The 19,169-nt window shown below is 64.6% G+C and carries 20 protein-coding genes, 1 tRNA gene and 1 pseudogene; 11 read left to right on the forward strand and 11 right to left on the reverse strand.

The window, feature by feature from the left end:
• Nucleotides 1–60: 60 nt before the first annotated feature.
• The 3 genes from ectB to thpD all read left to right on the forward strand — a co-directional run bounded on the left by ectB (nucleotide 61) and on the right by thpD (nucleotide 2,703).
• Nucleotides 61–1,335, forward strand: a complete 1,275-nt coding sequence (gene ectB, locus EIW28_RS06110) for a diaminobutyrate--2-oxoglutarate transaminase (RefSeq protein ID WP_125246851.1) — start codon at nucleotides 61–63, stop codon at nucleotides 1,333–1,335.
• On the forward strand, nucleotides 1,332–1,745 hold the full coding sequence (locus EIW28_RS06115; RefSeq protein WP_125246852.1) for an ectoine synthase: 414 nt from the start codon (nucleotides 1,332–1,334) through the stop codon (nucleotides 1,743–1,745). The genes ectB and EIW28_RS06115 overlap by 4 nt, the downstream gene beginning before the upstream one ends.
• A gap of 70 nt (nucleotides 1,746–1,815) precedes the next feature.
• A complete protein-coding gene (thpD, locus tag EIW28_RS06120) occupies nucleotides 1,816–2,703 on the forward strand; it encodes an ectoine hydroxylase (RefSeq protein ID WP_125246853.1) in 888 nt (295 codons plus the stop codon).
• A gap of 126 nt (nucleotides 2,704–2,829) precedes the next feature.
• On the opposite strand, the gene EIW28_RS06125 is transcribed toward thpD, so the two are convergent.
• The 4 genes from EIW28_RS06125 to EIW28_RS06140 form a co-directional block, all read right to left on the reverse strand.
• Complete coding sequence (locus EIW28_RS06125) at nucleotides 2,830–4,419, reverse strand: hypothetical protein (RefSeq protein ID WP_125246854.1); 1,590 nt, start codon at nucleotides 4,417–4,419, stop codon at nucleotides 2,830–2,832.
• A 23-nt stretch (nucleotides 4,420–4,442) separates the two neighbouring features.
• Nucleotides 4,443–4,955 (reverse strand): SigE family RNA polymerase sigma factor, encoded by a 513-nt coding sequence (locus EIW28_RS06130; RefSeq protein ID WP_125246855.1) that lies wholly within the window; start codon nucleotides 4,953–4,955, stop codon nucleotides 4,443–4,445.
• 372 nt (nucleotides 4,956–5,327) lie between these two features.
• On the reverse strand, nucleotides 5,328–5,930 hold the full coding sequence (locus EIW28_RS06135) for a permease prefix domain 1-containing protein (protein WP_125246856.1): 603 nt from the start codon (nucleotides 5,928–5,930) through the stop codon (nucleotides 5,328–5,330).
• Nucleotides 5,927–6,244: a PadR family transcriptional regulator gene (locus EIW28_RS06140; RefSeq protein WP_125246857.1), complete on the reverse strand. Its 318-nt coding sequence runs from the start codon at nucleotides 6,242–6,244 to the stop codon at nucleotides 5,927–5,929. Before EIW28_RS06140 ends, EIW28_RS06135 begins: the two co-directional genes overlap by 4 nt.
• A 68-nt stretch (nucleotides 6,245–6,312) precedes the next feature.
• Between EIW28_RS06140 and EIW28_RS06145 the strand changes: the two genes are divergently transcribed.
• The 3 genes from EIW28_RS06145 (at nucleotide 6,313) to EIW28_RS06155 (ending at nucleotide 7,445) form a co-directional block, all read left to right on the forward strand.
• Nucleotides 6,313–6,897: a hypothetical protein gene (locus EIW28_RS06145; RefSeq protein ID WP_125246858.1), complete on the forward strand. Its 585-nt coding sequence runs from the start codon at nucleotides 6,313–6,315 to the stop codon at nucleotides 6,895–6,897.
• Nucleotides 6,898–7,024: 127 nt separating this feature from the next.
• Nucleotides 7,025–7,099: transfer RNA gene (locus EIW28_RS06150), tRNA-Gln, on the forward strand.
• Between the two features lie 34 nt (nucleotides 7,100–7,133).
• Entirely contained in the window at nucleotides 7,134–7,445 is a 312-nt protein-coding gene (locus tag EIW28_RS06155; protein WP_125246859.1) for a hypothetical protein, read from the forward strand.
• 225 nt (nucleotides 7,446–7,670) lie between these two features.
• On the opposite strand, the pseudogene EIW28_RS25605 reads toward EIW28_RS06155, so the two are convergent.
• From EIW28_RS25605 to EIW28_RS06185, 5 genes and pseudogenes are all read right to left on the reverse strand, one after another.
• Nucleotides 7,671–8,717 (reverse strand): annotated as a pseudogene (locus EIW28_RS25605) (recombinase family protein); the annotation flags it as partial.
• A gap of 488 nt (nucleotides 8,718–9,205) precedes the next feature.
• Nucleotides 9,206–9,712, reverse strand: a complete 507-nt coding sequence (locus EIW28_RS06170) for a hypothetical protein (protein ID WP_125246860.1) — start codon at nucleotides 9,710–9,712, stop codon at nucleotides 9,206–9,208.
• A 36-nt stretch (nucleotides 9,713–9,748) separates the two neighbouring features.
• Nucleotides 9,749–10,222, reverse strand: a complete 474-nt coding sequence (locus EIW28_RS06175; protein ID WP_197717118.1) for an NUDIX domain-containing protein — start codon at nucleotides 10,220–10,222, stop codon at nucleotides 9,749–9,751.
• Complete coding sequence (locus EIW28_RS06180; protein ID WP_125246861.1) at nucleotides 10,219–10,920, reverse strand: TauD/TfdA family dioxygenase; 702 nt, start codon at nucleotides 10,918–10,920, stop codon at nucleotides 10,219–10,221. Before EIW28_RS06180 ends, EIW28_RS06175 begins: the two co-directional genes overlap by 4 nt.
• Before the next feature lie 58 nt (nucleotides 10,921–10,978).
• Complete coding sequence (locus EIW28_RS06185; protein WP_125246862.1) at nucleotides 10,979–11,575, reverse strand: hypothetical protein; 597 nt, start codon at nucleotides 11,573–11,575, stop codon at nucleotides 10,979–10,981.
• Nucleotides 11,576–11,774: 199 nt separating this feature from the next.
• On the opposite strand from EIW28_RS06185, the gene EIW28_RS06190 reads away from it, so the two are divergent.
• The 3 genes from EIW28_RS06190 (at nucleotide 11,775) to EIW28_RS06200 (ending at nucleotide 14,480) form a co-directional block, all read left to right on the forward strand.
• Entirely contained in the window at nucleotides 11,775–12,986 is a 1,212-nt protein-coding gene (locus EIW28_RS06190; protein WP_158630303.1) for a helix-turn-helix domain-containing protein, read from the forward strand.
• 17 nt (nucleotides 12,987–13,003) lie between these two features.
• A complete protein-coding gene (locus tag EIW28_RS06195; protein WP_125246864.1) occupies nucleotides 13,004–13,486 on the forward strand; it encodes an SAM-dependent methyltransferase in 483 nt (160 codons plus the stop codon).
• A gap of 82 nt (nucleotides 13,487–13,568) precedes the next feature.
• Nucleotides 13,569–14,480 carry an FRG domain-containing protein gene (locus EIW28_RS06200; protein WP_125246865.1) on the forward strand — a complete coding sequence of 304 codons (912 nt, stop codon included), beginning with the start codon at nucleotides 13,569–13,571 and terminating at the stop codon, nucleotides 14,478–14,480.
• A 39-nt stretch (nucleotides 14,481–14,519) separates the two neighbouring features.
• On the opposite strand, the gene EIW28_RS06205 is transcribed toward EIW28_RS06200, so the two are convergent.
• Nucleotides 14,520–15,752, reverse strand: coding sequence for a hypothetical protein (locus EIW28_RS06205; RefSeq protein WP_125246866.1), 1,233 nt, complete (start codon nucleotides 15,750–15,752; stop codon nucleotides 14,520–14,522).
• 441 nt (nucleotides 15,753–16,193) lie between these two features.
• On the reverse strand, nucleotides 16,194–17,090 hold the full coding sequence (locus tag EIW28_RS06210; RefSeq protein WP_125246867.1) for a replication-relaxation family protein: 897 nt from the start codon (nucleotides 17,088–17,090) through the stop codon (nucleotides 16,194–16,196).
• Between the two features lie 416 nt (nucleotides 17,091–17,506).
• Between EIW28_RS06210 and EIW28_RS06215 the strand changes: the two genes are divergently transcribed.
• On the forward strand, nucleotides 17,507–18,145 hold the full coding sequence (locus EIW28_RS06215; RefSeq protein ID WP_125246868.1) for a histidine phosphatase family protein: 639 nt from the start codon (nucleotides 17,507–17,509) through the stop codon (nucleotides 18,143–18,145).
• A 470-nt stretch (nucleotides 18,146–18,615) separates the two neighbouring features.
• Nucleotides 18,616–19,125, forward strand: a complete 510-nt coding sequence (locus tag EIW28_RS06220; RefSeq protein ID WP_125246869.1) for a hypothetical protein — start codon at nucleotides 18,616–18,618, stop codon at nucleotides 19,123–19,125.
• Nucleotides 19,126–19,169 lie beyond the last annotated feature (44 nt).

Below are 19,169 nucleotides of genomic sequence, written 5' to 3' on the forward strand. Positions count from 1 at the left end.
TAAGCGCCCGTCCCGGACGGGAAGCGGAGGGCAGCCGATCAGGCCGACCCAGAGAGACTCATGCAGGTTTTCGATCAGGTCGAATCACAAGTCCGCTCCTACTGCCGCAACTGGCCCGCGGTGTTCACCACCGCCAAGGGCAGCCGCATCACCGACGAGCAAGGAAGATCCTATGTGGACTTCTTCGCCGGGGCCGGCTCGCTCAACTACGGCCACAACCACCCCGCGCTCAAGGAGGCCCTCCTGGCCTACCTGTCCGAGGACAACGTCGTCCACACCCTCGACACCTACTCCGCGGCGAAGCGGAGCTTCCTGGAGTCCTTCCGCGACCTCGTGCTCGCGCCCCGGAACCTCGACTACAAGGTCCAGTTCCCCGGGCCCGCGGGCAACAACGCCGTCGAGGCCGCGCTCAAGCTCGCCCGCAAGTACACCGGCCGCGAGACCGTCGTGTCCTTCACGAACGGCTTCCACGGCATGACCCTCGGGGCCCTCGCCGTCACCGGGAACTCCATGAAGCGCGGCGGCGCCGGCGTCCCGCTGAACAACGCCGCGACCATGCCCTACGACAACTACATGGACGGGCGCACGCCCGACTTCCTGTGGCTGCGCAGCCTCCTCGAAGACCCCGGCTCCGGGCTCGACCGGCCCGCCGCCGTCATCGTGGAGACCGTCCAGGGCGAAGGCGGCGTCAACGTCGCCTCCGACGCCTGGCTCCGCGGCCTCGAGCAGCTCTGCCGCGAGCACGGCCTGCTGTTCATCGTCGACGACATCCAGATGGGCTGCGGGCGCACCGGCCCGTTCTTCTCCTTCGAGCGCGCCGGCATCTCGCCGGACATCGTCACGCTCTCGAAGTCGTTGAGCGGCATGGGGCTCCCGTTCGCGCTCACGCTCATGAAGCCGCACCTGGACGTGTGGGAGCCCGGCGAGCACAACGGCACGTTCCGCGGGTTCGCGCCCGCGTTCGTCACCGCCCAGGCCGCGCTCGAGACGTTCTGGCGCGACGACGACCTCACCGCCGCCGTCGACGACCGCGCCGACTGGCTCGACGGCGAGCTCCGCGGCATCGCCGAGTCCCATCCCGAGCTCGGCATCGCCACCCGCGGCCGCGGCCTCGCCCGCGGCCTCGTCTTCGCCGACCCCGCGCACGCCGCCCAGGTGTGCCAGGAGGCGTTCGCGAACGGCCTGCTCATGGAGACCTCCGGCGCGGAGGACGAGGTCGTCAAGTTCCTCCCGCCGCTCACCACCACCAGGGACGAGTTCGAGGAGGGCATCGGCATCGCGCGCGAAGCCGTCGCCGCCGTCGCCAAGGAGGCCGAAGCGAGGGGGGCCGCATGATCGTCCGCAGGCTCGACGACCTCGTCGGCACCGACGCCGACGTCGAAGGAGGCGACCGCGACCGGGCCGCCGGCACGTGGCGCTCGCGGCGGCTCCTGCTCGCCCGCGACGGCGCCGGGTTCTCCCTCCACGACACCGTCCTGTACGCCGGGACCTCCACGACCATGCACTACGCCAACCACGTCGAGGCCGTCTACGTCATCGAGGGGTCCGCGAAGCTCCGCGACCTCGAGAGCGGCGAGGTCCACGCGCTCGCGCCCGGGACGATGTACCTCCTCGACGGCCACGAGCGCCACGTCCTCGACGTCGAGGAGGACCTGCGCTGCGTGTGCGTGTTCAACCCGCCGGTCACCGGCCGCGAGGTCCACGACGCCGACGGCGTCTACCCCCTGCTCACCGAAGACGGCTGACCGCGCCGCCGCCCGCCCACCGCTCGCGGCGGCACTGACGCCGCCGCGGCGCAGAGAGGAACGAACGACCATGTCGCCCACCGACCTCTATCCGACCAGGCGGTTCGAGGAACCGCGCCTGATCTACCGCACCGAGGACCCCGCCGTGTGGGGCCGGCCCGCCGACGGGCCGCTCTCCCAGGCGCACCTCGACGGCCACCAGGCCGACGGCTTCACCACCGTCGACCAGCTGCTCAGCCCCGCCGAACTCGCGGCGGCCCAGAACGAGGTCGCGCAGCTCCTGCACGACCCGGCCCTCGCCGGCGACGAGCGCGTCGTGCGCGAGCGGACCACCGACGAGGTCCGCTCGGTCTTCGACGTGCACCGGATCTCGCCGTTCTTCGCGGCGATGATCCGCGACGACCGCATCGCCGGCGTCGCCCGCCAGATCCTCGGCTCGGACGTGTACGTCCACCAGAGCCGGATCAACTACAAGCCCGGCTTCGGCGGCGCCCCGTTCGAGTGGCACTCGGACTTCGAGACCTGGCACGCCGAGGACGGCATGCCGCGCATGCGCGCGGTCAGCCTCTCGCTCGCCATGACCGAGAACTACCACTTCAACGGCTCGCTGATGATCATGCCGGGCTCGCACCGCACCTTCGTCTCGTGCGTCGGCGAGACCCCGGCGGACAACCACCGGTCGTCGCTGGTGCGCCAGGAGGCCGGCACGCCCGACCACGCGTCGCTGCGCCTCCTCGCCGACAAGCACGGCATCCGCCAGTTCACCGGGAACGCCGGCTCCGCGGTGTGGTTCGACTCGAACTGCATGCACGGCTCGAACGGCAACATCACGCCGTTCCCGCGCTCGAACCTGTTCATCGTGTTCAACTCGGTCGAGAACGCGCTCACCGACCCGTTCGCGGCCGAGAAGCCGCGCCCGGAGTACCTCGGCTCGCGCGACTGGCACGTCCTGAACTAGGCCCGACTTCCGCAGGGGCGCACCCGACTCGAGGCGCGCAGCCTCGGTCCCGGGGGCGGGACGGGCGCGGGCCCGGCTCTTTCGAGTCGGGCCCGCGCCGTGTCCGGGAGCGAAGACGTCCGCGCGTCACCGCGGCACGACCGGCTCCAGCTCGGGGTCGTACGTGGGCGCGGGCAGCCGCGCGAGGATGCCCGCGAGCTCCTCGGCCGAGAGCGCGAAGTCCTCGTTCCCGAACTGGACCCAGGCCGAGACCGCCCAGCCCTCGGGGTCGACGACGGTGACCTCGTACTCGCCCTCGAACCAGGGCTCCACCGCGCCCGACGCCGCGTCGGGCTCGTGCGTCTCGCGCCGCTCGGCGACGTACGCCGTCCGCCCCTCGACCTCCAGTTCGGTGCACGTGAAGCCCTGGTCGCAGTCGGCGATGTAGGGGCCGCTCGCGTCCGCGTCGTTGAAGCCCGGCAGCCAGCCGCCGGGGAGCCGGTACGTCAGGTCGACCGACGCGTCGCCGGTGGTGGTGTCGATCGTCGTCTCGTACGGGAGCGAGCCGATCATGTGGTAGCTGTGGAGCACCACCTCGTCGCCGTCGAAGAACGAGTCGGGCGCCGGGCTCGCCCACGGCTCGAAGACCTCGGCGCCCGGCGCGATCTCGGCGAGCGCCTCCCTGACGTCCGCGGCGGTCGACTGCGCGCCGTCCTCGGCCCACTCCCACCAGGCGTCGTCGGTGGCGAGCCAGCCGGTGGGCACCTCGACGGGGTCGATCTCGTGCAGGCCCTCGGCGCTGTAGTCCAGCTCGGGCATCGCCAGCACGGCGGCCTCGAACGCCTCGCGGTCGACCGGGTGCGCCGGATCGCCGTCCTGGCAGCCGCCGTCCCAGGCCGCCCGGAGCGTCGAGCCGTTCGGGTACACCACCGCGTGCCTGACCACGCACCCGTCGACGGCGGTGTACAGGATCCGGCCGTCGTCGAGCTCGGTCGTCGCGAACTCGTCCACGTCGTCGTCGATGAGGTGCTGCGGGAAGAACTGCTTCGAGGTCGGGCCGGGCTCGGCGGTCCAGCCGCCGGGCAGCAGCGTCTCGACGTCGAGCACCCGCCCGCCCGCGGGGTCCTCGTTCTCCGCGGCCAGCGCCCAGGCCCGGTAGCCGTAGAGCTGCACCTGGCCGTAGTTTCCGGCCGTGCTCTGGCCGGTGAAGACGAACTTCCCGTCGTCCTCGACGTACGACAGCTCCAGCTCGGCCTGCTCCAGGGTGATCCCCACCTCCTCGGCGTACTGCTGGATCTCCGCCTCGGACGGCTCGTTCACGACCGACTCGAAGTCGGACGCCTCGAACAGGCCCGTCGCGATGAGCAGGTCGCCGAACGCCTCCCGCCCGGCCGCCGTCAAGGCCTCCGCCTCCGCGGGGTCGCCGAAGCCGTCGTCCCCGGGCCACGGGTACCCGGCCAGTGCGAACGGCTCCGCCTCCAGTTCCTGGGACGGGGTCGGGGGGAGCTCGTCGTCCTCCTTCAGGATCCCGTCCGGGATGACGCCGGCCGACAGGGCGAGGACGGCGGCGATGGCCGCGACGCTGGTCGCGGAGGCGCCGCCGAGGACCGCGCGCTGGCGGCGGCGGATCTTGTGGCCGTCGCGCACGATCCGGTCGAGGTCGAACTCCGCGGGCGGCGGTGTCAGGTCGGGCAGGTTGGCCCGGAACACCGCTCCGGGGTCGTCTTGCAGATTCATGGTGACTTCTTCGCTTCCTTCCGCTACGCCCGGGCAGGGACGACGGCGTCGGTGAGGAGTTCGCGCATCTTGGCGATGCCCTTGGCGCACTGGCTCTTCACGGTCCCCGTCGAGCACCCCATGGCGGCGGCGGTCTCGTCAACGGACAGTTGCTCCCAGAACCGGAGCACGAGGGTGGCCCGCTGCCTGGGCGGCAGCCGGTCCAGCGCGGCGACGAGTTCGAGCCGCGTCTCGACCGCCTCCTGGGGGCGGTCGACGCGGCGCACCGGCAGCTCGTCGCTGGCGCGCTCGCGGCGCACCCACGACAGGCGGCGGTGCGAGAAGTACACGTTGGTGACGATGCGCCGCACGTACGCCGGGGCGCCGCCCGGCTCCACGCGCTTCCACGCGGCGAACATCTTCGTCAACGCCTTCTGCACGATGTCGTCGGCCTCGTACCAGTCCCCGCACAGCAGGTACGCGTAGCGCCGCAGGCTGTCTCGCTGGGCTGTCGCGAAGGAACGGAACTCGGCCTCTAGCTGCTCCTCGGTCTTCACTGGGCCTCTTTCAGATGACGGGTAGGGGCCCGGCCTCGCCCATACGGGTGGATGTGGGCTTCGGCCCGGCACGCTCAATACGCGGCCGAGCCCCTCCCGGTTGTCCGGTGCGGGCGGGTTTCTCGGGCGCAGCGGGCCTCGGCGCGCGGGAGCGCTGGTACTGCGGCGAAGGCGCTCTTTCTAGGGCGCCGCGGCGTGCGGAGCGGCGAACGTACTCATCTAGGCCGCGGTGGCGTGCGGAACGGTGAACGTGCTCAACTAGGGCGCCGCGGCGCGGAGCGGCGAAGGCGCTCTTTCCAGGACGCCGCGGCGCTGAGTGGCGAACGTGCTCAACTTGGGCGCCGCAGCGCGCGGAACGACGAAGACGCTCAACTAGGCCGCCGCGGCGCGCGCGACCGCGAGCGCCCGCACCGAGGAGGCGCACACGAGCGCCGATCCGACCCCGGACGCGGCCGCCAGGACCGCCCAGGTGCCTGCGTCGCCTTCGCCTTGCGCCACAACGGCGATGAGCGCCGAGCACCCCAGCGCGACGGCGATCTGCACGAGCCCGAGCAGTCCGCAGACGGAGGCGGCGCGCCGCTGGAGGTGCCCGGTGAGCACGAGCGCGGCGGCCCCGAAGGCCACCGCGGTGGCCGCGTCCACGATCCGCGCCAGGAGCGTCACGGCGACCCCGGGGTCGCCGTCGCCGCTGAAGAGGTCCCACATGATCGTCATGGCCGGCAGGGTGACGAGCAGCGTCCACGCGGTGCGCCGGGCCTGTGCGGCCGCGAGCTCCCGCTGCACCTCGGCGGCGACGATCCCGGGCGCGCCGAACTCGGCGGCGGCCGCGGCCTGCGCCCGTTCCCGGTCCAGCCCGGCCGCGACGTGCTCGGCGACCGCCTCCTCGAAGCCGTCCTCGATCTCGGCGAGCATGTCCGCGCGCACCCGCCGCGGCCCGCGCAGCGGCGCGGCGACGGCCGCGATGTAGTCGTTCATGCGCCGAGGACCGCCGACATGACCTCGCGGAGCGACCTCCAGTCCCGCACGCCCTTCTCGAGGGCCTTCAGGCCGTCCTCGGTGAGCGAGTACACGCGCCGGCGCCTCCCGGACGCCTGCGACCAGGTGCCGCTGATGCTCCCGGCCCGTTCGAGCCGCCGCAGCGCCGGGTACACCGTGCCGCTCGGCAGGTCGAGCCGCTCGCCGCTGTGCTCGCGCAGGGCCGCGATGATCGCGTAGCCGTGGGCCTCACCGCGTTTGAGCGTGGCGAGGATGAGGGTGTCGAGCTGCCCGTGAATGCCGTCCGCGTCCATGCCCCCAGGCTACGCCTCGATAGGTAGACGGTCTTGTTATACAGACGCTCTACATGTAGTCTCTCTACATGAACAGACACCTCGCCGCCGCCTCCCTCCTCGCCGGACCCCTGCTCGCCGCCGTCGCCACCTTCTTCTGGGACGGCGACCGCTACGGCGTCACCGCCGGCGCGATCCTCATGTACTCGACCGTCGCCTGGATCTACGGCCTCCTCGCCGTCTGGACCCGCATCGGCGAGCGCCGCCCCTGGCTCGGCGCCCTCGGCGCGCTCCTGGCCCTCGCCGGCTTCGCCGGCGGCATGGCCTTCAGCCTCCAGGGCTTCTTCGAGGGCCTCTTCGACGTCTCCGGCCCCGCGTCCCTCGCGGCCGCCGCCGACCACCCCGTCGCCGCCGCCCTCGTCCTCTGGATCCCCGGCCCGGCCTTCCCCCTCGCCCTCGCCGCCCTCGGCGCGGCCCTCACCTGGACCCGCCTCGCTCCCCGCCCCCTCGCCCTCCTCCTCATCGCCGCGGCCGCCCTCTTCCCCCTCAGCCGCATCACCCGCACCGACCTCCTCGCCCACGCCGCCGACCTCCTCATCCTCACCGCCTTCGCCGCCCTCGCCTACCTCCACCTGCGCACCGACCACCCCACCCCCGTCCCCGCCACCCCCTGACCCCACCGCACCCGCGCCCCTCCAACCGAGTCGCCCCCGTCACAGGAACCCGTTTGGAGGGGCGCGAACGCGTCCGGTACAGTTACATCCCGTCGGCGCAACGAGCTTCGAGGCGCTGCGACACCATTGGGGTATGGTGTAATTGGCAACACAGCTGATTCTGGTTCAGTCGTTCTTGGTTCGAGTCCAGGTACCCCAGCCAATTTGGTTTCATCCAAACAAACAGGCCCGCCGCTGTGCGGGCCTTTTTGTTTGCCCTCGACATGGTGCCTGCTTCTCTGCGCAGCAGATACGAGCGGTTCCAGCAGCTCCGCGACTTGGTTACCGACCACCTTCGGCTCGCGTTCCCCGTCCTCGACCGTGACGTAGAGCCGTCCGAAGAACCCGAGATGAACGGCCCGGTGCTGGGCTTCAGGCAGGGCCTCAAGAAACCGAACCGGATCATCGAGCAGCTCAAGCAGCATGTTGACCGCCCGTCCCGCGGCCTCCATCCCGGCGCTGCCGACCCGCTCCAAGCGCTCGGTTACTCGCGAGAGTTGATCCCGTAGTTCCCGAACCTTCTCGTTGAGCCGAGCCTGCGGCCAGTCAGGATCACCGACCAGCTCCAAGAGCTGATCCTGCTGCCGTTCGAGCCGAGCCCGCTCCGAACTCAGTTGCTCTCGGACTTCGACATCAAGCCGCTGGCGCTCCGAGAGGGCTCGCTCAAGCTTCGCTCGTATCTCGCTCGCCAGTGCTGGTGGAATCCGAAGGCGCGCATAGTGAGCCCGCACCTCGGCCTCCATGATGGCGACGGGAACCCGCTCGCTCCGGCATGTCTTGTTCGCCCGGCCGCTGCAAACGAAGTAGGCGTACTTCACGCCCCGTCCATTGGTCACGATGTCGAGGTAGAACCTGGTCCTGCAACGCCCGCACCACAACACCCCCTTCAGCGGGTGGTCGTACACCCGCTTCCGGATGCCGCCGTTGTTCTGCCGCATCACGTCCTGGACCCGGTCGAACAGCTCCTGGCTCACCAGCGGCTCATGCCTCCCCTGGTACTCGACACCCTTGAACGTGACCCGCCCCAGGTAGTACCGGTTCCGCAGGATCGACCCGACGGTGTACATCGGCACCTCCCGCCCGGCCGGGCACCGCTTGCTCGGCCGGGTCCGAAGCCCCGCTTCGGTGACCACCCGCTGCACCTCCCGGAACGAGTACGTCCCGCTCGCGTACAGCTCGAACATCATCCGAATGAGCGGAGCCCGTTCCTCGTCCAGGACGACAGTCCGGACCTCGCGGCCATCGACCATCACTCCGGTGTTGAGGTACCCGATCGGCGCCTGATGAGCGGTGCCGCCATTGGCTGCCTTGGCGCTCATCTTGTAGGCCACGTCCGCACCCGACGCCCGCGACTGATACTCGTTGACCCCGTCCAGGATCGCGGCCACCAAGTCACCGACGTAACTGTCCTCGGTGTAGTCCATGATCGAGACGAGCTGCACCCCGAGCTTCTTCAACTCCCGCCGTGTGATCGCCGCATCCGCCGTATCCCGGTGCATCCGCGACCTCGCGTACACGATGATCGCCCCGACATCCTTCTCGTTCCTAATGCGCGCCATCATCTCCAGGAACTTCGGCCGCCCATCGACCGTCATCCCCGACTTCCCCGGCTCGACGTACTCGTCCACGACCTCCATCCCCAGCTCCTCGGCCCGCCGCTGGCACGCCTTCCGCTGCGCTGGAATCGAGTTCCCCTCCGGGTCGTAGTCCGTCTCCACCTGCCCCCGCGAGGACACCCGCAGATAGAGCACGGCACGCTTCGCCCTGACGTCTTGACTCATGATCGATCGGCCTTCCGACTGGATGATTCGGTCCGACCTGCGTCCGCATCCCCGGGCTCACCCTCGACACTCCGCTCTGACTCCAGTACGGCATCGATCAGACTCTCCACGATCAACCGCACATCAACGTCATCCCGAAGCGCCCCGGTGACCCTTACACGCACCTCTCTGCCACCCACGAGGCTCACCACCCCGTCACAGCAAAACAGCAGGTCAACGCCACCGTAGACCCGCTTCGCCGCACCGTCGAGCGACCCGAATTATCCGACTCCGAAGCACCCCGAACCGTCCCGCGCACGGGAAGACCTTCGGGAACACCACAAGAACGCGCGCTGGCTATACGCACAAAGAAAACGACCAATGGCGATGTCTCGCCGCGATCGAACGGCCTGGACCCATCGATTCTACCATTCTCCAAGTCCCAAATACAGGCTCAAAAATGGGACTACCAGCTAAAACAGTGGCTAGACGTGGCAGGATGGCTTCGATCACGCACCCTGCGCCAGCGCCGCCGCTACGGCGCGAAAGCAGGTTTCGGCATCTGCGTACGACTTGAAGAAGTACCAGCCATCGCCCTCGAATCCGTTGTCTTCGGCATAGACCCACTCGTTGAGAAGCGCGATGTCGTTAAAGGCATCAAGCCCGACGTCGGGGCGCTCATCGAAGTCCCAGTAGTCCGTCCTGAACAGCAGATCGGTGACCTGTCGCGCAGCCGTAAGAAGTTCGAGGTCACCGGCCAGGAACGCTCGTGCGGGGTGACCTGCCTTCCTGAAGACCGCCTCAGGAAGGGTGGACACCTTGATTGCGAGTTCGTCGACGACCTTCGGTACGATCTCGCGGATCTCGTAGGCAGCGCCCTTCGACAGACCGGCCAACTCTGCCAGAGCGGGGGAGTCGATTCCACGGGCCAGCGCTTCGGCGGCGGCCATGGTCAGGTCCAGCCCGCTATCGAGCCGGTAGAGGTAGTCCTCGATCGCGTGTGTCAGGGTTTCCACGCTGCAATCATCGCCAGCGGTCTTACAGGCCGCCACTCAATTCGAGCGCGAGACCGCAGCTACGAGCCAGCGGGAGACCGGAGCCGGTTCCAGTTGGCGAACGTCGTCGATCCATCGGGCTTCGGCCAGTTCCGGTGACGGGGACACGTCCGCCCTCGGCACGAGGGCGCGCAGGATCGTCAGGGTGTCCCGTTTCCCCTCCAGTGTCGTCACGAGGGTGTCTAGGACGGTGAATGCCTCAGCCGGAACCGTCAATGCGAGTTCCTCGGAGACTTCCCGCGCTGCGGCTTGAGCTGGCGTCTCAGCGGACGGGTTGTATCCGCCGCCTGGAAGTCCCCAGCGGGTCGGATCGCTGTACGAGTGGCGGACCACCAGAAATCGCCCCGATCCATCAGGGTGCAGCAGAAGCGCCTTCACCCCGAACGTCTCCGGCTTGCGGACTCGCCACCACAACCGCATGCTCGGCGCGATCACTCGGAGGATCGGCGCGGGCAGGCGGATGTGTCTCATCGGGCGATTATGACGGTCTTGAAGTGCGGGTCGTCGTATCGGTAGCGCACCATCCGGCGCGTGCCGGTGAACGGCTCGCGTGAGTGGATCATGGCCCTGTTATCGACGATGAGCAGATCACCAGGCCGCCAGCGATGCACCACGGCGACCGCTTCGGAGAGCGCCGCCTCGACTTCGGCGTAGAGGCCCGACTCCGAGACCGAAAGAGGCAACGGCCCTTGGACGGCATTGGTCCCCAGCGCAGACCGGAATCGCAAGACAGCCCCGTGTTGCGGATCGCGGACGACCAGCGGATGCGTGGCGGCCGTCGGCCGCCATTCTGTCTTGTAGGTGATGCGAACCTCCGCCAACTCGGGCCGAGACTCCAACAATGCACGGGCAGCTATACGGCCGTCGAAGAGACAGGTTGCTCCACCGCTGTTCGCCGCTTCCAAGCACCCGAGCGCGAAGTAGCGCAGCGGTTCAGGATCGTCCAACTGCTCTGTGTGGCGGGGCAGCCAATCAACCGAGCCGGAGGATTCCAACAGTCGGACTCCCATCCAGCCGGCGCCAACATGCGCTCCGAACCGAGCGGCGGCCGTGGTCATCGCTTCCTGGTCGGGCTCGGCACGGATGAGGCCATACCCGCGAACGTCCAGGTCCATGAGCAGTTCGTCGAGATCGATTGCAGCAGGCAGCACAACAGGCTCCAAGATCATGAAGAGAAATGGGGGTGCGGAGCCACCGCCCACCCGGTGGCTCCGCGGGGGAGAAGGGTCAGATCGCGCCGCGTTCGACGGCACGAAGAAGGATGGATTCGACCTCGGCACGCCAGCGCCGCCGCCGAGCTTCAGGAGCGGCCTTCCACCCAGGCCGGGTGACCATCCCGCAGATCCGGCCGCCCTCGTGGAGGAGGTCGGCGATGGGGGTCAGCTCGTTCATCGCGCTGACGAGGCAGAGCACCACGTGCTCGGCGGCCGTGGCCGGCTCGACGGCGAACCGGAACCCATCTACCTCGAACGTCCCGACCACACTCGCCGGAAGCGGCTCAGGCTCCTGCGGTTCCGGACGCTCGGCGTGCCAAGCCGCAACCAGCGCCGCGATCTGGTTCCGCTGCTGCGACTTCCACGCATCGGTCTGCTCCCGCCACGGCTCCTCCCACCGCACCTCGCGAACAACGCCGCCTGCGTGAACCGCGTAACCGATCTTCACGGGCGTCCCTTGGTAATCGAGCCACACGGACGCATAGCCTGTGCCCCGCCGCGCCATGACCGTCAGCTTGTTGCCTCTGCCGGTCAGCCACGATCCGAGGATCTCAGGGGCCGACCGGTTGCCCTTCTCATCTTTGACTCGTAGTCTCTGAGCCGTCACCATTTCTCCCTTTGGTGGATCTGGTGAGGCGGCCCGCCTGAAGTGTGGAAGCCGAAGGCGGGCCGCACAACACTGGCTTGCGCACCGCCTGAGCAGCCAGGGCCCATGTGTAAGCGGTGGATGACTCTCGGGAGCCATGCTTGTAGCATCGTCTACAGCGAAGCCGACAGGAAGACTCAAACCGTCTACAAGGTGTCTACAGATGACCCCAGGCCAGCAACTCAGAGCAGCACGAACCGCCGTCGACCTCAGCCTCGGCGACATGGCCCGCCGCTTGCCCTGGAGCAAAGCGGCCCTAGGCTTTTACGAGACCGACCACCGCCCGGTACCGAACGAGGTGATCGCTGCATACCGTGAAGTGGTCGCCCATGAGCGGCATCGGCTCGCAGAGGAGGACGTCATTCGCCGTAGAGCCCTGCTTTCCCTCGGTGTCAGCTCGATCCCCGGCTTGCTTGCAGTCGACAGCGGGCCTACCGCTGCGCCACAGCGAATAGGCGCAGGAGACGTTTCAGCAGTCAAGGACATGATCGCGCTCTTCTCCCGAGCCGATCAACGGCGAGGTGGCGGGCATGCGCGGAACGCACTCGCCGAATACCTCAAGACTGACGTGTCCGAAGCCCTGGCCGGGACCTTCCGCAGCGAAGCGGTGCGTCAGCAGCTCTTCTCTGCGGCAGGCGAGGCTTCGTACCTCGTCGGTTGGATGGCCTTCGATGATGGTCGCCATCAAGAAGCACACCAAGCCTTCGCGCTGGCAGTCGAACTCGCTTCGGAAGCCGGAGACGCACCGCTCAGCGGGCACGTCCTGCGTGCGATGGCGCATCAGGCGAACGACCTCGGACAGACCGCCAACGCCGTCAACTTCTCCGCAGCCTCTATTACCGGCCCATCCATCGAGCTAGCCACACCGCGAGAGCGAGCGCTTCTCAGAGTGGTGCGAGCTCGAACCCTGGTTTCGGCTGGCGAACACCGCGCTGCTGCCAAAGTGCTACTCCAAGCTGAGGATGATCTCGTCTCAGCCGATCCGGGAATCGAAGAACCAGATCGCGTGTTCTTCTTCGGCGAAGCTTCCCTCGCCCACGAAACCGCCTGCGCCTTGCGCGACATGGGGGACCTCGACGGAGCCGCTCGGGAGTTCGAGCGAAGCGTAAATGCACGTCGTGCGGAGACCTTCGCCAGGACACACGCTGTCACACTCGGGTATCTCGCCGAAGTGTTCGCTCAGCAGGGCGAACTCGAATCAGCCTGCGATGCATGGTCGCGAGCACTGGACGCCATGAACGGCATCCGGTCCGGCCGCGCCCGAAGTGTCGTTAGGACGCTGATCACAACACTCGACTCCCATCAAGGCGCCGATGTCGATGCCGCAGTCGAGCTCCGGGCCAGGGCCGAGGACCTCCTCCTCGCCTCCAGATAAGGAAACCAGGGAGATCCATGTCAGAGGACATCACCGTTCGTCCGATCGCCCACGTCATCGGAGGACGAAAGGAACCCACGGACGACTACTGGGGCGGCACTCAGGCGATCATCCGGATCGATGACCCGAACTTCACCGCAGAGTCGGTGCAAGGCCTCGATGAGTTCTCCCATCTCGAAGTCGTCTTCCACTTCCACCTCACCGACAAGTCCGACCTGCACTTCGGCGCCCGCGCCGCCCGCGACAACCCCGAATGGCCCAAGGTCGGTGTCTTCGGCCACCGCAACATGAGGCGAACCAACTGGCTCGGCGTGAGCCGCTGCAAGCTCCTCAAGGTCGACGGCCTCGACCTACACGTCGAAGACCTCGACGCCGTGGACGGAACCCCAGTCCTCGACATCAAACCCTGGTTCCAAGAAATGGGCCCCCGAGGCGACCTCCACCAGCCCGCCTGGGTAGGCGAGATGCTCACTGACTACTTTGCACCTAAGCAAGACTGACAGCTTCGATGTTGCCTGGATGGCTCTATCTAGTAGCTCTTGAGGTCTACCACCGTGGTCAGATTGCCACTACAATGCCAAGATGACAACTCCTGATTTTAAAGGCTGGCTCTCTCATGGATGGGGCATTGAAGTTGATAATCCTCACCAACTGTTTCGAATTATCAGCCGTATCGCATTGTTGAAACGAGGGCGAACCTACGCATGGCGGGGGCAAAATGACGCTTCTTGGGATCTCAGCTCGTCTCTTTATCGCCTTGTCAAGAGCGCCTCACCCGATGTAGAGGAAGATCATCTGCGTTCACGTGAACTCGAAATCATAGAAGAGGCCCGAAGATGGGGTCTCGGGAGAGATCTGGGAAGCTCAGCAACTGATCTGCATTTGCTTGCGATTTTGCAGCACCATGGTGTTCCAACACGCCTGATTGATGTGACGGCAAACCCAATGACCGCGCTTTGGTTTGCAGCGGAGGAACATAAGCAAGACGAGCACGGCGAATCTCCCAAAACTTCAGGCGTGCTATTCGCAATAGATGTTACCGATACGCCCTGGTGTGAGACTTTCTACTTCAATGATCCTACATGGAAGACTGTCTTGAATCCATTGGGAGGTGCATATGAAGCGATTCTCGAGCAATCCAAAGAGAAGGAGCAACTGTTCAGAGTTTTCTCTGCGCTCCCTGATGATCGAATGAGGGCGCAGGAGGGATTCTTTATCGGAAGTGCTATACCTGCGAAGCACCGTGCGGCTGGAGTTCGTGGTTTCAACCCTACTGGATTGAAACCTGGATCGGAAAAGCTTAGGAGAATGCTTAATACCCAAGAAGGTCCTGGGAGACCGGCCAATCTTCCGTTCTGCGCGATCATAATCCCCAATTCCGTAAAAGAGAAGATCAGAGATCCTCTCAAGCGAACCTATAACCGTAGAAGGAGAGTCCTTTTTCCGGATGTAGACGGGTTTCGTGAAGCGTTTCTGCGGGACCAGCTTGATTAGCCACTTGTATTAGCGAGTTTGCAAGGAACAATTGAAAATCTACGGGAAGTCAGTGTCGTGACGCCGGAGCATTTCATTATTTGTGTCCTTGAAGTTTGACAGCAATTCGGAGTGAGACATCCCAGTGACGATGGAGGTCATCTGAAGCAGTTCGTGCCCGACAAGTATGGTCCCCAGCAACAAAGGACGGGCATTGTTGTCATCCTCTCGAACCATTTCATGAACTACCTCGTTGAAGCGTGGTGTGTCACCACCCTCATGAATCCAAGCGCTTAGAACCTCGATGCCCCTTCTTTGGTACTTTGTTGTTTCGAGTGAAAGCATAGGCAATCCATCGAATGATGGTGATTGTTCTTCGAACATATTTGGCTCCTCGACTATACCCTCCGCATCGGGCAATTCTATAACGGTATCGATGATGTTAGTGGGGATAGGGGTTGGGCTGATTGTGACTCTCCCGTCGGGAAATGACTGATACCTAACTAGCGAGTTTGCTCGGTGGTCCGGGTCAAGATTCTCCAGTGTTTGCTTTAGTTCCATGGCAGCAGACTTTGCGGAGAGAAAATCGATTTCGATAACTTTTCGCATCAAGGAGTGAACGGACACCATGCATTCCCGAACTAGAGGGAATATTTCGATCTCATCTTCCATTGATATTAGGTCTTTCTTGACTACGGCCCCCCATTCTTGAAATTCCTCAAGCAGGGTTGCCTTTTTCAAGTTGAAAGAAATGGATTCTCGAGCCCCCTCAACGTTATTTGAGGTGTACTTCCTGCCAAGAGTGACATTTCCAAGCGGCAGTCCGCAATGAGTAGTGTAGTTTCGAAACTTATACATAAATCTGTATGCAATGTTATTGTCAAATTGGGTCGCAGTGGCTTTCTTGAATGCGAGGAGTTGGCTCGACTCTTTACCAAAACGACGTGAATAATAAGTCAACTCGTGATCTACGAATATTCGGACGCTGTTGAGCCAATTCATGAGCGAATTCATGTACTGGAATGCCGACTCTTGACTATTCAAATTCCTTCGTGCAATCGGATTCTGATAGAGATTTCCAAGGAAGCTGTCAAGGGCGTGCAATTTTCCGTAGTTATTGACAGTGCTCTTATACATGTGGCGCAAGTCAATCCGAGTAAACAGTGAAAATCTATCCTTTAGGTGGATGTATTGGGTTTCGGTAACTTCCTTGACCCCCGACAATTGGTGCGAGCCATCCGAAGTGGTTGAAAAATGGGCCAGATTGAAGCCAACTCGTGTCGCATCTTCCATACGGGTACGATACTGGTATCTTGGGATGTTGTAAACCCAATCTTGATCAAGCTGGCCGACTCAGCACGCAATTTCCGTCCCTGGGCTGTCGGTTCATTCATGAGTTCAAGTGTGGCTCTTTCCCGCGATGTCTTAAGGAGTGGGGGATGTGAGCCGCAGTTCTGGTCACGTGTATTCACCAAGATTGCCGTGACATGGAGCCTTTTGTCGGATTCGATCTTGTTGATTCAGGGTCAATGTGCAGGGCGTCGCGAGCCCGGTGGTGGGCGCGAGCCGGTACTGAGAAAAGTGTTTCGCTGGGACTATGTATTCGGGTTTCTGAAGCCTGCTTGGTTACTGGGGTTGAGCTGCGCGAATGTGGATTTTTGCCGGGTGGGTCATTGGTGGGGGTCGTGCGAGGGGTTGGGCGGGGGCCGACCTTGTGGGGGTGGCCCCCGTGGGTCAGATTTCGGTTCTTTGGTTTCTGATCTCCTGGACTATGGCTGGGAGTTCGGCCAGGCTGTGGGTGGTTGTTCGGCCGAGGATGTGCCAGTGGGGGTTGGTGATGGCGTCTCGGAAGGTTTCTGGGTTGGTGCAGGTGCGTTCGTTGGCGCTGGAGGCACACACTGCGACGGTGAGTCTTGGGCTTCTCCAGGCGATTGATTCGTCCTTCCAGGTCTTGGTGGCGATGGGCAGGAAGTTTCGGAGGCGGCGCTCGCTTGGGAGCTCTATCAGGAGGACGGAGGCTTTTTCGGCTGGTCTGCGGCTGTCTCGCTCCTTGTAGCCGTTGATTTTGTGGGCGAGGTAGGCGAGGGTTTCGGTGCCGCGGTCGTGTTCGAGCCAGAAGCGGAGGGTGGTTCCGTCGGCCCAGGTGATGTCACCTTGGGCGTCGGGGACGATTCCGGTGATCCAGAGTTCTTCGTTGAGCCTGCGAACGCGGACGTCGGTGTGGTTTCGGGCGGAGAGATGCAGGCGGCTGAAGAAGGCGTTGATGCCTTCTGTGTGCGGGCGGTTGCGGGAGAGGAACTGGTGTTGGGCAGCGTGCGTGCCCGCTAGTTTCGTCGGCGGTTTGTCGCCGCGGATCAGGGCGAGGATGCATTGGCCTCTCCAAGCGAGGACATAGCGGTACGCCTTGCTTTCGGGGCTTCGCCAGCGCTCCAGGAGCCCGAGTTCGTGGAGGGTGAGGAGTCGGGCTCCTGCTTGGTGGCGTGAGGGGAAGAACTGGGCTTCGATCATGCCGGCGGTCATGATCTTGTACTTCTCCAGGGATTCGAGGATGTCGAAGTCTCGGCTGGTCAGGCGGTTGGTTATCTCGTTGAAGTCGCCTGTGTTCGTGCCTGGGATTCGCTTCGCGCACATTTGGAGCTACCGCCTCTCGTTACGGGTGGCGGGTGCGGTGAGGCGTTTATGCAGGGCTTGTACCTGGGGTAGGGCGTGCCTGTACGTCTCCAACAGGCCAGCCAAATTTGCTTCATCAAACAAGCAGGCCCGCTGAGCGGGCCTTTTGTTTTACCCCCCACCCGTTCGCCGCGTCGCGGATATCAGCGGTTCCAGTATCTCCGTCACTTGGTTACCGACCACCTTCGGCACCCGGTCCCCCTCCTCCACGGTCACGTAGAGCCGCCCGAAGAACCCGAGATGCACGGCCCGATGCTGCGCTTCGGCCCGGAGGAATCGATGCCACCGCCTCGCCAGCCCTAGAAGTGCATCTGAAAATCCGAGAACCAGGCAAATCAGGGAAGACACTCGACAGTCTGGACGGATACGCTCAGGCCGTGCGAATGGTCTACGTCATCACCCATCCGGAAGCGGCCCATCATGTCGAGGGATTGGTGGGCGGGTGGTACGACTCGCGGCTGACGCAGGCTGGTGCCGCAGCGGCACAGGCCATCGGCGAGGCTCTTAGGGAGGTGGTGCCTGAAGGAGCCGAGGTTGAGCTGATCTCCTCGGATCTACAGCGCACCGCTCAGACCGCAGAGGTGATCGCAGGGCGCTTCGGCATTAGACCGGTTTTCGACCCCAGATTGCGGGAGAAGTCGTTCGGGGAAGTCGAAGGGAAGCCGCGTGAGGCGTGGAACCGGCTGTTCTCCCCGCCGCCGCTTGCGGGCGATCGGATGGGCCATATCGAGATTCCAGGCGCTGAATCCAAATTCGCGCTCGCCCAGCGGATCTACGCTGCATTGGACGAGATCCTCCAAAGTCCGTGCGAGCACCAGATCGTGGTGACCCACGGCTTCGCGTTCACGTACTTGGTGGCCGCCTGGATCAAGATGCCGATCGACTCGCTCGGCCATGTCGTCTTCAAGGTGCCGTCCGGGAGCATCACCACGCTGCACGAGGACGACCTCTACCGCGGCCGCATGGTCCTTCGGATGGGGGCTACCGATCATCTCGTGGACGTTTTACCTGGTTGACTGCTATTGGGATGTGCGGGGAGGGCAGAGTGGGATCAGGACTTGGTTGCTCGTGCTGGACGGCAGTCGCCATTTGATTTCCCTTTCGGGAACGAGACTCGGTTCGATTACTGGAGAGACCGGCTTTCGGAACGCGCATGACGCGGCAGACGTGAATGTCACTCGAACGTGGCGATAGCCCGATCGGGAGCGCGGGGGCCGGTACTCGGGGCTCGTCCGCCGCGTTGAAGGAGCAAATCCGTGATCATGGCAGTTCTTCAGGCTTGCCGCGTCCATCTCAGTAGGCTGGTTCCGAAACATCGGTGACGCTGCCTTGTCGGGGATCCGACAATTGATGGAGCGAGGGTTGCAGGAGCGGGATAATATCTCGATCGCCGTGGGAGGCAAGGCACGCATCTGCCTGAACTCGTTCGATTCTCAAAAGGGAAAATTCGATCCCCCATCTCTGCATTGCGTCTTTTGAACTGGCTTTGCTGATCGAACCCCGCTTCACCGATACTGCGAGGACTCCGTTGGAAATTGAGAAACTTGCTGAAGACGCAGCGTCGCTGCTGATATCGAATGCCACGACCGATCTCTGGTCGGTACTCCGAGACCGAGTTCCAAGGCTGCTCAGCCGGTCGAACCCGCTGCGCAGGACCCGGCTTGAGCGCGAACTCGACGAACTTCGCGAGGCGGTCGCGAACTTGTCTGACGGCCGGTCGGCCCCGAAGAGTCCGGCTTATTTCGCAGGACTGTGGCAGGCGCGGGTCATAGGCGCACTGGAGGACGATCCCGAGGCCGCGCGCGAGCTGGCGTCATTTCTCGAACGGCACGGCAGTGCGCGCTCGGATTCCAATGCCGGTGTTCTCATCAGGGACGTTCAGGCATCCGGGAACGCCGTGCAGATCATCGTCGGGAACGGCGGACTCACCATTGGCGGCATCGCAGAACGAGCCGTCTCCGCGTCGTCGACCACCACCGGGACGGGTGCCAGATGAACGACTTCGAGTCAGGGAGCCGTGATCCTGGAGATTCCGTTCTC

It is taken from the genome of Glycomyces terrestris, assembly GCF_003933745.1.
GTDB lineage: Bacteria > Actinomycetota > Actinomycetes > Mycobacteriales > Micromonosporaceae > Glycomyces > Glycomyces terrestris.

Excerpts from the sequence above, each read along its gene's own strand:
- EIW28_RS06175 (WP_197717118.1), bottom strand. The coding sequence starts at position 10,222 with ATGAGACACATCCGCCTGCCCGCGCCGATCCTCCGAGTGATCGCGCCG.
- EIW28_RS06190 (WP_158630303.1), top strand. The coding sequence starts at position 11,775 with ATGACCCCAGGCCAGCAACTCAGAGCAGCACGAACCGCCGTCGACCTC.
- EIW28_RS06115 (WP_125246852.1), top strand. The coding sequence starts at position 1,332 with ATGATCGTCCGCAGGCTCGACGACCTCGTCGGCACCGACGCCGACGTC.
- EIW28_RS06200 (WP_125246865.1), top strand. The coding sequence starts at position 13,569 with ATGACAACTCCTGATTTTAAAGGCTGGCTCTCTCATGGATGGGGCATT.
- EIW28_RS06205 (WP_125246866.1), bottom strand. The coding sequence starts at position 15,752 with ATGGAAGATGCGACACGAGTTGGCTTCAATCTGGCCCATTTTTCAACC.
- ectB (WP_125246851.1), top strand. The coding sequence starts at position 61 with ATGCAGGTTTTCGATCAGGTCGAATCACAAGTCCGCTCCTACTGCCGC.
- EIW28_RS06140 (WP_125246857.1), bottom strand. The coding sequence starts at position 6,244 with ATGGACGCGGACGGCATTCACGGGCAGCTCGACACCCTCATCCTCGCC.
- EIW28_RS06145 (WP_125246858.1), top strand. The coding sequence starts at position 6,313 with ATGAACAGACACCTCGCCGCCGCCTCCCTCCTCGCCGGACCCCTGCTC.
- EIW28_RS06180 (WP_125246861.1), bottom strand. The coding sequence starts at position 10,920 with ATGATCTTGGAGCCTGTTGTGCTGCCTGCTGCAATCGATCTCGACGAA.
- EIW28_RS06210 (WP_125246867.1), bottom strand. The coding sequence starts at position 17,090 with ATGTGCGCGAAGCGAATCCCAGGCACGAACACAGGCGACTTCAACGAG.
- EIW28_RS06125 (WP_125246854.1), bottom strand. The coding sequence starts at position 4,419 with ATGAATCTGCAAGACGACCCCGGAGCGGTGTTCCGGGCCAACCTGCCC.
- EIW28_RS06195 (WP_125246864.1), top strand. The coding sequence starts at position 13,004 with ATGTCAGAGGACATCACCGTTCGTCCGATCGCCCACGTCATCGGAGGA.
- thpD (WP_125246853.1), top strand. The coding sequence starts at position 1,816 with ATGTCGCCCACCGACCTCTATCCGACCAGGCGGTTCGAGGAACCGCGC.
- EIW28_RS06135 (WP_125246856.1), bottom strand. The coding sequence starts at position 5,930 with ATGAACGACTACATCGCGGCCGTCGCCGCGCCGCTGCGCGGGCCGCGG.
- EIW28_RS06185 (WP_125246862.1), bottom strand. The coding sequence starts at position 11,575 with ATGGTGACGGCTCAGAGACTACGAGTCAAAGATGAGAAGGGCAACCGG.